This is a genomic window from Salinarchaeum sp. IM2453 (assembly GCF_019693215.1).
Taxonomy (GTDB): Archaea; Halobacteriota; Halobacteria; order Halobacteriales; family Salinarchaeaceae; genus IM2453.
On sequence record NZ_CP081183.1, the window covers coordinates 659,354 to 673,747 of the forward strand.

General features: G+C 51.2%; 13 protein-coding genes and 1 pseudogene. 8 read left to right on the top strand and 6 right to left on the bottom strand.

What is annotated here, in order from left to right; all coding sequences use genetic code 11:
* Positions 1-161 precede the first annotated feature (161 nt).
* Together K0C01_RS03085 and K0C01_RS03090 are read left to right on the top strand one after the other, a co-directional pair.
* Positions 162-2,669 (top strand): DNA topoisomerase I, encoded by a 2,508-nt coding sequence (locus K0C01_RS03085; protein ID WP_221170590.1) that lies wholly within the window; start codon positions 162-164, stop codon positions 2,667-2,669.
* 141 nt (positions 2,670-2,810) lie between these two features.
* Positions 2,811-3,527 (top strand): phosphoglycerol geranylgeranyltransferase, encoded by a 717-nt coding sequence (locus K0C01_RS03090; RefSeq protein ID WP_221170591.1) that lies wholly within the window; start codon positions 2,811-2,813, stop codon positions 3,525-3,527.
* Positions 3,528-3,665: 138 nt separating this feature from the next.
* Here the strand turns inward: K0C01_RS03090 and K0C01_RS03095 are convergent, their stop codons facing one another.
* On the bottom strand, positions 3,666-6,113 hold the full coding sequence (locus K0C01_RS03095) for a universal stress protein (RefSeq protein WP_221170592.1): 2,448 nt from the start codon (positions 6,111-6,113) through the stop codon (positions 3,666-3,668).
* Between the two features lie 514 nt (positions 6,114-6,627).
* Between K0C01_RS03095 and K0C01_RS03100 the strand changes: the two genes are divergently transcribed.
* Both K0C01_RS03100 and K0C01_RS03105 read left to right on the top strand, forming a co-directional pair.
* Positions 6,628-7,098, top strand: a complete 471-nt coding sequence (locus tag K0C01_RS03100; protein WP_221170593.1) for a winged helix-turn-helix transcriptional regulator — start codon at positions 6,628-6,630, stop codon at positions 7,096-7,098.
* A gap of 33 nt (positions 7,099-7,131) precedes the next feature.
* Positions 7,132-7,539 (top strand): annotated as a pseudogene (locus K0C01_RS03105) (transposase); the annotation flags it as partial.
* 372 nt (positions 7,540-7,911) lie between these two features.
* On the opposite strand, the gene K0C01_RS12690 reads toward K0C01_RS03105, so the two are convergent.
* Positions 7,912-8,328: a hypothetical protein gene (locus tag K0C01_RS12690; RefSeq protein ID WP_255568366.1), complete on the bottom strand. Its 417-nt coding sequence runs from the start codon at positions 8,326-8,328 to the stop codon at positions 7,912-7,914.
* 80 nt (positions 8,329-8,408) lie between these two features.
* Between K0C01_RS12690 and K0C01_RS12695 the strand changes: the two genes are divergently transcribed.
* Positions 8,409-8,684: an RDD family protein gene (locus tag K0C01_RS12695; RefSeq protein WP_255568428.1), complete on the top strand. Its 276-nt coding sequence runs from the start codon at positions 8,409-8,411 to the stop codon at positions 8,682-8,684.
* Positions 8,685-8,737: 53 nt separating this feature from the next.
* On the opposite strand, the gene K0C01_RS03115 is transcribed toward K0C01_RS12695, so the two are convergent.
* From K0C01_RS03115 to K0C01_RS12700, 3 genes are all read right to left on the bottom strand, one after another.
* Positions 8,738-9,352, bottom strand: coding sequence for a hypothetical protein (locus K0C01_RS03115; RefSeq protein ID WP_221170594.1), 615 nt, complete (start codon positions 9,350-9,352; stop codon positions 8,738-8,740).
* A complete protein-coding gene (locus tag K0C01_RS03120) occupies positions 9,342-9,668 on the bottom strand; it encodes a DUF8065 family protein (protein ID WP_221170595.1) in 327 nt (108 codons plus the stop codon). Before K0C01_RS03120 ends, K0C01_RS03115 begins: the two co-directional genes overlap by 11 nt.
* Before the next feature lie 106 nt (positions 9,669-9,774).
* Positions 9,775-10,518 (bottom strand): zinc ribbon domain-containing protein, encoded by a 744-nt coding sequence (locus K0C01_RS12700; RefSeq protein WP_255568367.1) that lies wholly within the window; start codon positions 10,516-10,518, stop codon positions 9,775-9,777.
* A 21-nt stretch (positions 10,519-10,539) separates the two neighbouring features.
* Here K0C01_RS12700 and K0C01_RS12705 point away from each other — a divergent pair, with 21 nt between their 5' ends.
* On the top strand, positions 10,540-11,532 hold the full coding sequence (locus tag K0C01_RS12705) for a hypothetical protein (RefSeq protein WP_255568369.1): 993 nt from the start codon (positions 10,540-10,542) through the stop codon (positions 11,530-11,532).
* A 7-nt stretch (positions 11,533-11,539) separates the two neighbouring features.
* On the opposite strand, the gene K0C01_RS03130 is transcribed toward K0C01_RS12705, so the two are convergent.
* Complete coding sequence (locus K0C01_RS03130) at positions 11,540-12,166, bottom strand: IS607 family transposase (protein ID WP_221170597.1); 627 nt, start codon at positions 12,164-12,166, stop codon at positions 11,540-11,542.
* A 305-nt stretch (positions 12,167-12,471) separates the two neighbouring features.
* Between K0C01_RS03130 and K0C01_RS03135 the strand changes: the two genes are divergently transcribed.
* Together K0C01_RS03135 and aspS are read left to right on the top strand one after the other, a co-directional pair.
* On the top strand, positions 12,472-12,939 hold the full coding sequence (locus K0C01_RS03135; protein WP_221170598.1) for a hypothetical protein: 468 nt from the start codon (positions 12,472-12,474) through the stop codon (positions 12,937-12,939).
* Positions 12,940-13,044: 105 nt separating this feature from the next.
* Positions 13,045-14,343 (top strand): aspartate--tRNA(Asn) ligase, encoded by a 1,299-nt coding sequence (gene aspS, locus K0C01_RS03140; protein ID WP_221170599.1) that lies wholly within the window; start codon positions 13,045-13,047, stop codon positions 14,341-14,343.
* Positions 14,344-14,394: the final 51 nt, after the last annotated feature.

Genomic DNA, 14,394 nt, shown 5'->3' on the forward strand with positions numbered 1-14,394 from the left:
CTGTTCGCAGCAGGTGCCGTCACTGGGATATCTGTGTGTATTTTTCATAGGTGTTGACGAACAAATTGCCAATCAAATGCTCGTCATAGTCACGCATATGCAAAGCTAGCCCGAAAAGTTGATACACATTTTGCTCGTATCGACCGGCAGGACAGTATCGAATGACGGTGATTATTACTGAGAAGAACAATGCGGCGCGTCGGATTGCTGATATCCTGAGTGACGGCTCTTACGAGATTGATGAATCACGTCCCGCGCCAATTTATCGATGGGATGGAACAGTCTGTGTTGGATTATCAGGACATGTTGTTGGTGTTGATTTTCCAGAAGAATACAGCGACTGGAATGCCGTTGATCCGTCAGCATTAGCCAGCGCTGAGGTCATCAAAGAACCCACACAGAAGGGAATTGTCGACACCGTCAAGTCACTGGTTGAGGATGCAAGTCGCGTTGTGATCGCAACAGACTACGATCGTGAAGGTGAGCTAATCGGAAAAGAAGCATATGAGATTGTTCGCGAAGTCAATGAATCTGCACAGATCGATCGAGTTCGGTTTTCATCGATTACAGCACCAGAGGTGACAGAAGCATTCGAAAACCCAGATGAGCTTGATTTTGACTTGGCTGCTGCCGGGGAAGCACGGCAAATTATTGATCTTATCTGGGGGGCTGCATTAACCCGGTTCTTATCGCTATCAGCCAAGCAGTATGGCGATGACTTCATTTCAGTTGGCCGGGTGCAAAGCCCAACGCTCAAGGTAATTGTTGATCGAGAGCGGGAGATCGAAGAGTTTGATCCTGAAGACTACTGGGAGTTGTACACTGCGTTACAGGCCAACGATAGCATCTTTGAAGGCCAGTATTTCTACCACAACGAAGACGGTAACGAAGCAGAACGTGTCTGGAACGAACAGGCTGCAACGGCAGCACAAGATGCACTACAACAGGCCAAGACACTTGATATCGAGTCGGTATCACGTCGCCAGCGAACAGATAACCCACCAGCACCGTTTGACACGACAGCTTTCATCCGCGCTGCTGGTAGTCTTGGATATGGAGCCCAGCGGGCGATGTCCATCGCCGAGGAGCTGTATACGGCTGGATATATCACCTATCCGCGAACGGACAACACCGTCTATCCAGATGATCTTGACCCAGAAGAGCTGACTGGAGCGTTCACTGACCATGAGGACTTTGGAAAAGATGCTGCACAGTTACTGGAGAATGCGCCTCTCACGCCAACATCAGGGGATGAGGAAACGACAGACCACCCGCCAATCCATCCGACAAGCGAGCTTCCAGACAAATCGGATCTCTCTGATGACGAGTGGGAGATTTATGAATTGGTTGTGCGACGGTTCTTCGCAACAGTTGCCGAACCAGCTACCTGGGCGCATGTCCGGGTGGTAGCAACAACACCAGCACCGGATCCATCCACGCTTCCAGATAACAGCGATACCATCCGTGTCAAGGCAAACGGCAAGCGGCTCATTGAAGCCGGATATCACGCTGTATATCCATATTTCTCGGCGGATGAGACACACATACCACCTGTTGAAGAAGGGCAGCAACTACACATTGACGAGGTTCGACTGGAGGACAAACAAACACAACCACCACGTCGGTACGGTCAATCTCGACTTGTTGAGAAGATGTCTGACCTTGGTATTGGAACCAAGTCAACGCGACATCATACGATCGACAAGCTGTATGATCGTGGATATGTAGAGAATAATCCGCCACAGCCAACGCAACTGGCAAAAGCCGTTGTTGAGGCCGCAGAGGAATTTGCAGATCGGATTGTCAGCGAAGAGATGACCCAAGAGCTGGAAGCAGACATGGATCAGATTGCCAAAGGGGAGAAATCGCTGGATGAGGTAACTGAGCAATCCCGAGAAATTCTAGAGGAGATCTTCGACGCATTATCCGGTTCAGAAGAAGAGATTGGTGAACTCCTCAGAGAATCACTCAAAGCTGATCGGACAGTCGGGTCATGTCCAGACTGTGGATCAGATCTCCTGATTCGAAAAAGTCGGTACGGGAGTCACTTTATTGGCTGCGACGGATATCCTGAGTGTGAGTACACACTGGCATTACCAGAAACGGGTGAGCCATTGATTCTTGATAAGACATGTGACGAACATGGATTACATCATATCAAGATGCTCGCCGGGAGAAATACATTTGTCCACGGGTGTCCACTCTGTGTTGCTGATGAAGCAGGGGAAGGGGAACACCTCGGGGATTGTCCAAAGTGTGGTGAAGGAACGCTGGCAATCAAGCAATTGGAAAGCGGATCACGGCTGGTTGGATGTACCGAATATCCTGATTGTGAGTATACACTTCCACTGCCACGGACTGGCAAGATTGTTATCACCGATGAGTTCTGTTCAAAGCACGATCTACCAGAATTAGTTGTTGAAGGATCTGGCGAACCATGGGAACTTGGCTGTCCGATCTGTAACTATCGGGAGTATCAAGCACAAGAGTCTGAATCAGGATCAGATCTTGAAGCACTCGATGGAATTGGACCAAGTACAGCAGAGAAGTTTATCGATGCTGGTGTGTCTTCGATTGATGAACTGCTTGAGGCTGATCCAGAGGAGCTTGCAGATTCGGTGTCTGGTGTCAGCGCAGATCGGATTCAGAGGTGGCAATCAGAGGCTTGATTTTTGATAATCAAGATTGAGGAGGATAGTTTATTGTACCGGATAGCTGTTGTATTCGGTGGATACAGAGGATGAGAGTGATAAAAGCAGAAAACGAAGAGGATCGAAGTAATTATGACTTAATGGGATATTAATTCGGTTATGGCCGCTCCGTGGGAAGACTGGGACCATATCGTAAAAATCGATCCCGACAAGTCGCTCGTTGAGGGTGAAACTTTTGGCGATATCTGTCAGACAGGCACGGATGCAATTGCAGTCGGCGGAACAACCGGCATGACCCAAGAGAAAATGAAGCGTGTAATCAGTGCCTGTTCCGAGCATGACGTGCCATTGTATTTGGAGCCATCGACACCTGAGGTAGTCGTTGATTCATCAGATCTTGACGGATATCTCGTGCCAACGGTATTGAATGCTGGTGACCAATTTTGGGTGACTGGCGCACATAAAGAATGGGCACGGCTGAATCCAGATTTTGACTGGGATCGAATGACGACGGAAGCATATATCGTATTGAATCCTGACTCAGCAGTTGCAGAATATACACAGGCGGATTGTGGGATCGGCGTTGATCACGTTGTTGGATACGTGACCATTGCGGAGGAGTTCTTCAATCAAGAAATCGTGTATATTGAGTATTCTGGAATGCTCGGTGACCCAGAGATTGTAGAAGCTGCTGCTGAGGCAAGTGACTCAGCAACACTATTCTACGGCGGTGGAATCTGCGATTATGAAACTGCAGAACAGATGTCACAGTATGCTGATGTAGTCATTGTTGGTGACTTAGCACACGAAAAAGGTGCAGATGCGGTGGCTGAAACGGTACGTGGAAGCAAGGCTGGTAAGCAGCAACAACACTGATTGCATTTAGCGTCGCTGTTCTGATTTTCTTCGGTCGTTCAAAGTTAGAGTGTACTTTATAGGATACTAACTGACGAAATACGGAGTATCCGTAGAAGCAAGCACAGATACAGAAAACAAAAAGAAATCGGCTATCGATTATTTACCAGCACCGAAGATGTAATCCATCAGAATGTGCTGGAGGAAGGTCTTGTGTTCAGCTTCGTGTGGCTGAACGAGGATCGTAGTACAGTCAACGGAATCAGCCAGACTGTGGCCAGAGACACCAATAGCTCCTTCGGATTTATCGACACTTGCACTGGTAACAAGCAGATCATGTTGATTTGCTCGTTTGGTCAGTTCGTCAGAACCATTGTCAGTCTCAATGAGATCACACGTCATTTCAACGGTCAAGATGGATTTGAGCTCACTGTGGTAGCGCTTAAGAGTCTCACGTTCGGAGGCCTTGAGATCGGTTGGAACAGCCTGCAGAAGATGCAGTGATGCTCCAGTCTCTTCGGCAAACGCATCAGCAATGAGCAACTTCAGTGGGTCATAGAGACCGTGGGTTGCGACAACAGCGATTTCATCAGCATCCTCGAAGTCACGGTCCTCAACGAGGACAACGTCACATGGTGCGTTATCCATGATCCACTCTGTTTCACTGCCAAGGAACCGTTCACTAAGGCCACTCTCCTGCCGTTCGATAACCAACAGGTCATAGTCCTCATACGTTGCAAAGTCAACGATTGCCTGCTTGTGATCATCGCTGTTAATCGTCCGATGCTGAATCTGTGCATCGAACTGTCGAGAGTAGCCAGCCTCGTTCTCAGCTGTCTCTTGCGTTTGTGGTTGTCCACCAGAGGTTCGGATATCATCTTGTTCTTGGTTGGGCATCCAGTCTGGACGTTCATCAGGATCTTCAGGAACCCAGTCTGGGAGTCCTTCCTGAATTGTTGGATGTTTTTCGCCAAAGAGCCGACGAGGTGCATCGTAGAACTCAACGACCGAGACAACAGCTGAGCGGATTCGCCCAAGATCCGTTGCCAGCCGAAGCATCGTATCTCGTGCGTTTGCGGCAGTTCGATGAGTGACAGCCACAAGAACATCGTATTCTTCACGGTTCTCAAAGAGACGTCGCGTACGTTCCGCGGCAGTTACGTCTGCCGTCTGCATTTCGTTTCGACCTGGCTCGTCTGGCTCAATCTGGTCACGAGCGTACAGGTAGTAGTAGGCAACTGCTGCACCAACGATCAACACAGCACCAACAAATTCGATAGTACCAATCTGCGTCAGGACAACTAACCCGCCAAAGATGCCAAACAGCTGCGTCCATGGGTACAGTGGGGATTTGAAAACCGGGTTGTAATCCTCCATCGCACCCTCGCGGAAGCCAATCAATGCCAAGTTAACCAGAATGAACACAATAATCTGGAACGCACTGCCAGCTTTTGCAACGGTCTCGATCGGCAGGAACGCAATCATGAAGAGCATCATACCACCGGTAACACCAACGGCAATTGCTGGCGTATTGAACCGTTCACTAACCTTAGCGAATGCCTGTGGTGCAAGGTTATCTCGGGCCATTGCAAATGGGAACCGAGATCCAGAAAGCAATCCAGCGTTAGCAGTTGAGGCGAGTGCCATCAACGCAGCGATTGTCACAGCAATCACGCCGATCCAACCGAGTGTTGCATCAGCAGCAATCGCCATAATTGGACCTTCGCCGGATGCATCGAGTAGACCCTCTGCATATGCTTCTGATGGATCCATTCCTTCACCTTGTTCAACCAGTGAAGCAACACCGCCGAATTCCTGCTCGATGACTGCGATTGCTACATAAACAATTGCAACGTACATCAGCGTCGTAATAATGAGCGATCCAATCATCGCTCGTGGAATAATTCGACCGGGATCTTTGACTTCCTCAGCGACAGCTGCAATCTTAATCACACCGGCATACGAAATAAAGACCAGTGCAGTCGCAGCAATGAAGTCAAGGCCACCATGGCCAACCATGATAGCTTCACCGGCAATATCGCCGTGAAGATTGCTATCAATACCAAGTAGCCCATCAGCAACGAACCAACCCATCGTCAGGATCATCAAAGCGACAATGTAGAACTGTAGGCTACCAGCACCAGAGGCACTAACGATGTTAATGCCGATGAAAACCATTGCAAGAAGCAAGGCAAGAGGAATTACTGGGTCACCAAAAAGAGGAACGCTGATATCCTGAATCTGTGGAAGAACATAGACAAGGTACGGGACACCGCCGATCAGTGCAAGTGCACCCTTGAATGATAACATAAACCAGTTACCAATACCGGCGATTGTTCCCATCAGTGGTCCCATACCACGTTCAACATAAATATAGGAACCACCGGACTCCGGCATCGCAGTCGCCATTTCGGACGCCGAAAGCGCTGCTGGTAGTACGAGAATCGCGGAAAAGAGGAAGGCCATGATAACCGATTCATGGCCGCCCCCAATCGTCATGAACGCAAGTCCGGGCAGAATGAAAATACCGGATCCAACCATTGCACCAATCGCAATGGCTGTTGTTGCCGGCAGCCCAAGGTCACGTTTCAGATCGCCGCCTGCCATCGTACCACCTCCGAATCAGTTCGGGAGTTATTAGAAGAAGGATACGCCGCACTGTTTCCTGCTGGGGAAACCAATACGGCACCTTCGCTGGTTTCAGGGACTGGTTTACTCACACCCGGAGAGAGTGTGGATTCACCGACCCCGCACGACACGAGTTCATCAGTAAGCGTGCATAAAGCGTCGCACGATAAATGCATCGACAATATATTAACTACATTATCATTATTAGGCTTTTGGATTGTACAAAGATTCGACTATCAATAGGCTAAAATCGGGGAATAATACCATCAGAGGGGTAGAATGACTAGCAAATGTCAGATTGGAATGTGTATTTGACTTACATATGACCATATCCCGAAGATACAGTCATCGAAGGGCTAAAGTCCATTTTATTGGGTTCCCAACCAGATAGAATCAACTATATGACCAGATATACGTTAAGATATAAAAATTAAACGTTCCCCACACTAACTGCCGATTAAGGACGACCGTCCCGACAGACCAGTAATAACCCATGAATGACATCGAGTCTGCGCTAGTTAAGCACATATCAGAGCATCCCGGAGTTCACCACAATGAACTCGTGCGCGCGCTCGAGATAACCCCAGATAAGCTGCAACGGGTTAGTCAGAAATTACGCGAGGATGGTATAGTCATCATCAACGATTTTCACGGAAAAACGCACTATTTTCCATCGGATTGTGATCCTTGGATGCAGGAGATAATTGCACTGCTACGACGAGAAACGTCACGAGAGATTCTCCTGTACTTGCTAGAAGAACGACGATCCTATCCAGCCGAGATGGCAGAAGAGATTGGCGTTGCTAGAAGTACGCTCGAGTGGCATCTTGATCGGCTGATTGACGCCAGATTAATTGATAAACTACACGACGGACGACAGGTTGTACTTATCTTGACAGAGAAGGGCCGAGTCAGGAAAGGAATCGAACAAATTGACTCATCAATCTCGGCTCTGGACGTTTAAGTAGGGTCGGGATGTAGCAGTCAGCAACGGCTGATGCTACCGATTACGGATTTCCTGTCATGCACTGACCCACTGGATGAGTTTGAGTCGCTCTCATACCATCAGACACATTACGCCAAAACGTACGTGACAGGGCTTGCTGCGGCCAGCAGCAAGACTGTCACTGGAATCGCACGCGAGGTACTCCCTGCTCAGAGTTCCCGTGCACTCAACAAGTTCCTCACTCAGTACGACTGGGACGAGAAAAAACTCAACCACGAACGGTTAGAGGAGTTGCAAAACCACGGTGAAACACGCTGGTCACAGGATGGCTACATTGTCATCGACGATTCCGTGAGCCAGCGAACCGGGGAGCAACTCCCCGGTGTTGGCGAGTTCTACAGAGAAGCAGGCAGAGTGTCTCGGGGTCGTTTGGAAATCGGAGATTTCCATGATGACGAGACGCTTTGCGTCTCGAACCACTTGACCCCGAGGGTGAATGCCGTCACGATATTACACAAATTTAAGGTGTTCGATCTATAATACACTGACAACAACCAGAAAACGACCTCTCAAAGTATAGAAATGAAGCCCTCATTTCCTTTGCTGGTCGTTGGATAGTTTGGAAATGCGACTCCTCTCAACACCGTCCAGTGGGCGTGAGACGGGAGTTGTCGGGCGGTGGTGGAGCCGCCGACTCCCACGGACACAACGAGTGTTCGGGTGTTAATTCCAGCTGACTCCTCATGGAGAAAGTCGGGAGGAATTAAATTTGCCTGCGGGTGCGGTGCGGCCCCAAGACGGTGAAGCCTCGGGGCTTGACACCGAGGTACTTCACACCGAGAACAATCGGCGTGTTCTCTGCGATAATCGTGATCGTCGCAAGCTTGTATCCACGCTCATCGCTGTCTTTGAGCCCGATACTAAGTCCGGATGCTCGGGGGCCAACAGTTTCTCTTTTCCATCAATGGTCACTCTGATGGGTTCTCTGTCCGAGTTACGAGCTTGTTTCTCGGACATGAACGGCGAGGCATAGAAATACCACGCAGTGATGTCTATCGCCGCGTGAACCGGTTCCGTGAACCCAGCATCATCGTACTCCTCATCGGTAAGTTCGTCTAAAATGTTCTCAACGCCCGCTTGGAACGGTTCGAGGACTTCGTCACGGATTCGTTTCCACGCCGGAACCTGCTTCCCGGTCACGAATTCGTCGAACGTGAGTTGCGAGTCAGGCTTGGCGACCTTCTTCATCGACAGTATCCTTATCGGATTGGTTTGGGGAAGTCTTCGTTCTCACCGGGACAGCCTTCGGTGATATTGGCTTTCTGGTGATGGCATTTGTCGGATTGACTGTGACCTTGGTTTACGGGTTTCTCCTTGAGGAACTGTACGGCTACACGCCAGGGAAATACCTGCTCGGACTAGTCGTTATCAAGTCCGACGGCTCAAACTGTACAATCGGCGCGTCAATAGTCCGGAACCTGTTATGGATCGTTGACGCACTCCCGACATTCAACCTCGTCGCAATGGTATTGATATTGCTGACGGACGACAACCAACGGGTCGGCGACCTCGTTGCAGATACAGTCGTCGTCAGACAACAGTAATCGGATCGGGATCTGTTTGCCCTGTACTGATCAGATTGACAGTATAAGCCAGATCATTTCGGTGGAAGGGCGTCATCATATTCGCCGTCAAGGATTTCGGAACAATCAACGGGAATGCTGGTCCACGCGCTCTTCACAACCTCGTACCCGGTCCACCCTTCCGTCCGAATCATCTCCACGGTCGCCTCGCAGAATTCAGGCTTTGCGATGAGGTTGTTATCAAGCAGGATGTAGAGGAGATACGGTGGCCCCACAACGTCGATGTCGTACCCGTTGTCATCGATGAGACGCCGAATTGACCGTCTCGCAGCAGAGTCAAGAATCGATACAATCTGATACGACGAACCGTGTTCGGAAAGTTCCTGCTTGAGCGATTGCTCGCCTGCATCTGGTCCATGCGGGCGGGGAACGACAGTGACGCACGACCACGACGACGAATCCGCGTCTAGATGTTCAAGAACACGTTGGCTTCCTTGCTTCAAATAGTGTTCACGGCTGCCCTCAGGCGGGTATTTGTTCGAGTTGACATGGTTCTGAAGTTCGTGCTTGCAGACGTTTGTCGTTGTGAGGTGAATCGCGTCTTTCAGCAGTTCCCACTGAGTGGTGTTTGCAACCGCGATTAAGGAACTCGTGTCAGCTAGTATCGGGTAGCGAGCATCACTCGCCATCGCTGCCCATCAAGAATTCAGACGTGTCTCGTTCCATAGCCGCCTCGAACGACTCTTTCTCCTCTTCCATCCTATCGAGTTTCTCACCGAGAAGGACACGGGCCACGTCCTCACCGATCTCACCACGACTGTATCGTTCGTACACCGCAATCTTGTCTTGTTCATCTAATGACTGCCGGAGCATTTCGACCAGGCCGACGCGGGCGAGTTCGCTCACGTTGACGCCACCGATGTGAATCTCATCAAGCAGCTCCGCAGCCTCTTTTTCGGCTCCGGCACGGAACTGAATCGTCTTGTCATAGCTTGATCCGCTCATATATTGGTGTTCGACGTGGAGAGGCATACATGTTATGACGCGTACTTACTTGTCATTACAAGTGGCCAAGAACGTAGCACTACCAGACAGGTCACCGTTCCAATTTTCAGTAGCTTTCAGTAGTACACCGTAAGAAACGGGTACACTGTTGGACGACTGGGCCACGTCCATCACTACCATCCGCATTCGACTCGGGCAAGGCGACAGCGGGCGCTATGACAGCCGACCCACCACCAGTGGTCGCCTCTGCCTGATCGGGTTCGTAGGCAAGAACGCCACGCCCGAATGTGAGCCGCGTGCCAGCGTCAGAAGCGAGTTCTGACGAGGATCGCAGTCCATCGGACTGCTCACCAGCGGAACGGCCAGCTAGCACGATTTCAGAATCCCCCGTGTAGGAGGACGTGAAACCGTGGTCTAGCCCGTCCGTCTCGCTGAAGAACACGCGAGCCACGTTCAGCGCCCCGATGTAATCCCGGTCGCCTTCGAACCCACACCGGGTGTTGTCACACCGGAAGTGTCCGCCCCACCACTGTTCTTTCTGGTGGTCGGGCGATTTGCAGGTGTGGCCGGTTGAGCCACACCGGGGACACGACCGGCTCGTCCCCTGTGGATAGACTCGTTCAACAGTGAGGCCGGCACACTCTGCCCGGTATTCGATTTTTTCGATGATGTCCCGCCGCGCCCACGATGACAATTCCCACGACAACGTGCCTTCGTCGCTCGGCGGGGAGAGCGACCGCAAGTCCTCGTGAACGATGGCGTCTACGTCGTAGGCGAGTGCAAGTGCGAGGACTTGGTTGGCTACGTCGTGTGTTAGTTGCTCGCGCTTGTGCTGGATCTTGCTGTTCACTCGCTCGTACTCACTGTGGATATGAGCGAACTCGTCAGTATGCGAGCGACCGTCACGGCGCAACGTGGCAAGGCGGTCGTTCAGGCGGGTGCGTTCGCGGTGCAGTCGTCGCATCTTCTCGCGGTCTGTGAACTGGATGAACTGTGGCGTGGATCGTTGCTCACCATCGTCTGTGGCCACCACGGCAGTCATGTCTTTTCGCATCCCGGCGTCGAGCGCCAGTACACAGTCTGTGCCGTCAGCCGTCTCCGCGTGTTCGACTTCGACGGGAAAGGAGAGTTCGTAATAGGTGTCACCGGTCTTTCGACGGGAGGGCTGAAACTCGGGAGCCGAGAGATCGCCGTGAGCGAGGAGGTCATGAAACGCTTCGTAGCCGTCACGCTCGTACTCTGTCCACGACCAGTCACCTCGTGTCTCCGGCGACAGCGTGTCCGGTGTCTTGAGGCGAATGGTCAGCGTCTCACTGTCGGCGTCATACTGGTATTTGACGGCTTGGCCGCTGGTTGGGCCGTCGTCCGCAGAGAACGGCAAGACGCCGCTATCGTACTCTGGACAGTCCTGCATTTCGAAATACGTGGCAGGATACGTGCCATGACGGTCGTAGTAGCTGTTGAGTTGGTCGATGAGGATGTCCACGTATCCCGACGAGAGGTAGTCACCGTCATCCCAGAGTTGTTCTTTGATGCGACGACGGTGGATACGTCGGATTTTATGGTCGGGCAACACGCTCTGGATGGACTGAAAGGCGTCTCGGCGGTCGGCGTGGCTTCGGAGCGTTTCACCGACTTTCTGCAAGATGCACCGTCGAAACCGCGAGGGGAGATACAGGTCGAGTGCTTCGAACGGTTCGTGTTCATCGAAATATTTCCACGCCTGATGCGATGCGTCAGCAATCCCGTTCACCTGGACTGGAGTCCAGTGGTCTTCGAGGACATGGTTGGCGACACGACGGGTGAGTGCTGCCAGTCGCTCGAATCGGTTGTCCTCCTCGTCTGGCAAGCGAATTGGGAGTGAAAGGTGGTCACTCATCGGGTTTCACCTCAGATTCGACGGTGTTGACAACCTGTTTCTTTTTCGAGGAGCGCATCCCGTAGAGTTTGCCGCTGAAGCTGGCGACGAGCTTGATGAGGTCGTCGACGAGTTCTTCCTGTGCTGATTTGTCCGTCTCGTCTTCGATGACGGTGACGGTGACACCGTAGCAGTCGAAATACCGTTCGAGATACGAGAAGCCAAAGCGAGTAAGTCTATCTTCGTAGGTGACGAGAATGCGTCCGTAGTCGGCTTCTTGTACGTCATCAAGGAGCGAGTCGAGTCCACGACGGTCTTCGTTGAGGCCACTTCCAACGTCGGTATAGGTGTTTTCGACGCTCCATCCGTGGTCGTGAGCGTATTCTGTGAGTCGGTCGAGTTGGCGGTCGAGGTCGCCGTTGTCTTTCTGGCCGTGGCTTGAGACGCGGGCGTAGAGGGCAACACGGTCTGTCGGACGAGTATCGCCAGCAAGTCGGCGAAGTTCTCGATGTGGTATTCGTCGTTCACCGCCGGGTGTTCGGGTGTAGTTGAGATCGTCGTTGCGACACCAACGTTTGACGGTCTGTGGGTGGACACCGAGTTCGTCCGCGAACTCGCCAATCGAGTACGACCGTGGCATCCTGATGTTACTGTTTACTACTGGTGAATACTTATAGGTACTGAATTCTGTAACAGTTACACAACCCTCTTTCAAGGGATGCGATATGAGTTAGGAACCGCGCAGATGGGTTTAACCCCTTGCAGGCTAAGTCCCCGTCCAAGTCATCAGTGATGGGCGATGGGCTACGGGTTAACCCAGCAATATCCACGGTATACTACCGAGGAGGTGCTTCGACATGCATCACACGACACATAGTCATCTCGGTCTATAGAGTTGCGCGTTACTTCACGCTTTTGTCAGTTCAAACAATAGGCACCTATAATATGGATGGAACCAGACTGGACGCAATCTGGCGAAGCAGTGGCCGGTTGGACAGTATTGATCAACGGATCACACATTGGATGAGCCAGCGAGGAATAACTGTATTACGGGGATCAATTGCGGTTATTTTCATCTGGTTTGGAGGCCTCAAAGTCATCAATGAAAGTCCAGCAACAGGACTTGTCGAACAAACAGTATTCTTTCTGCCGCCAGAGGTATTTATTCCGATTCTTGGGATATGGGAAGTTGCAATTGGACTCTGTTTCTTGTACAAGCCATTAATTCGAGTCGGGATTGCATTGTTATTTCTGCAGATGCCTGGGACGTTCCTGCCAATTGTCGTATTGCCGGGAGAGGTCTTCACACAATTCCCGTACGGGCTCACAATGGAAGGGCAGTATATCTTCAAAAACCTCGCGATCATTGGGGCAGCATTGGTGATCGGGGCGACGGTTAGGGAAAAAGACTGATGAAGAGACTGAGAGCACAGGTTGAACAGTCCCGGTTTTGGCTCAGTTATAGAGGAAACAACTGGAAACGGCGACTTTTTACAACAGCGAAGCCCATATTGGAGTATGGACGAGCGTACATATACGGCAGATGTCGAGCCGGGAACGACGGTAACAGTTGCTGGCTGGGCACATGAGATCCGTGATCTTGGTGGCATTGCATTTCTAATTGTTCGGGACACAACGGGACAAATTCAAGTCAAATTCGAAAAAGATGAGATGGACGACGAGCTCGTTGAAACCGGAACCGATGTCACACGGGAGAGTGTTGTGCAGGTTTCAGGGAAAGCTGAGGAAGAGCCTCGAGCACCGACAGGTGTTGAAGTTGTTCCAGAGGAGGTTGAGGTTATTGCTGAAGCAGACCCAGAGCTACCACTTGACCCGTCTGGGAAGGTTGACTCTGATCTCTCAACGAGACTCGATAATCGAACGCTTGATACACGAAAACCAGAGGTACAGGCCGTATTTGAAATCCGGTCTGCTGTGCTCGGCGCAGTTCGAGAGCAGTTCCGCGAACTAAAGTGTACAGAAATCACTACACCGAAGATTGTCGCTACAGGAACAGAAGGTGGTACTGAGCTGTTCCCGATTACATACTTCGGTGAGGAAGCGTTCATGAACCAGAGCCCACAACTGTTCAAACAGCTGTGTGCTGGCGGTGGGTTCGAGCGTGTCTTCGAGATTGGTCCAATTTTCCGTGCGGAAGAACACAACACACCTCGTCACCTGAATGAGGCAACATCGATTGACTTTGAGGGCGCATTCTGTGGCGCAGACGAGGCAATGGATGTCGCAGAAGAGATTATCATCGCAGCATATGAGGCAGTAGACTCCCAATGCAGTGATGAACTGGAAGCACTGGGCATTGCAGACGAGTTTACCGTACCAGAATCCGGGTTCCCACGACTAACCTACGAAGAGGCAATTGAGAAGGTAAATGCAACGGGCGAACTCGACGATGTGCTTGTCTGGGGCGATGACCTATCGACAGAAGCAGAACGTGCACTGGGTGAAGTCGTTGGTGAACACTACTTCATCACAGAATGGCCAAGCGAGATCAAGCCATTCTACATTATGGATGAAAGTGACGATATTTCGACCGGCTTCGACATGATGCATCCATCGATGGAACTGGTCTCAGGTGGCCAGCGTGAGCATCGATACGAACAGCTGGTAGAAGGCTTCAGACAACAGGGACTTGATCCAGAGGAGTTCGATTACTACACGAAGATGTTCAAATACGGCATGCCGCCACATGCTGGGTTTGGTATGGGAGCCGAGCGGTTATTGATGACAATGCTTGATCTTGACAACATCCGCGAAGCAGTGCTATTCCCACGAGATCGACAGCGACTGTCACCGTAGCGACGCCCAAGGCAGGGGAACTGGCAGGAGAATAATACATTATAACTAAAA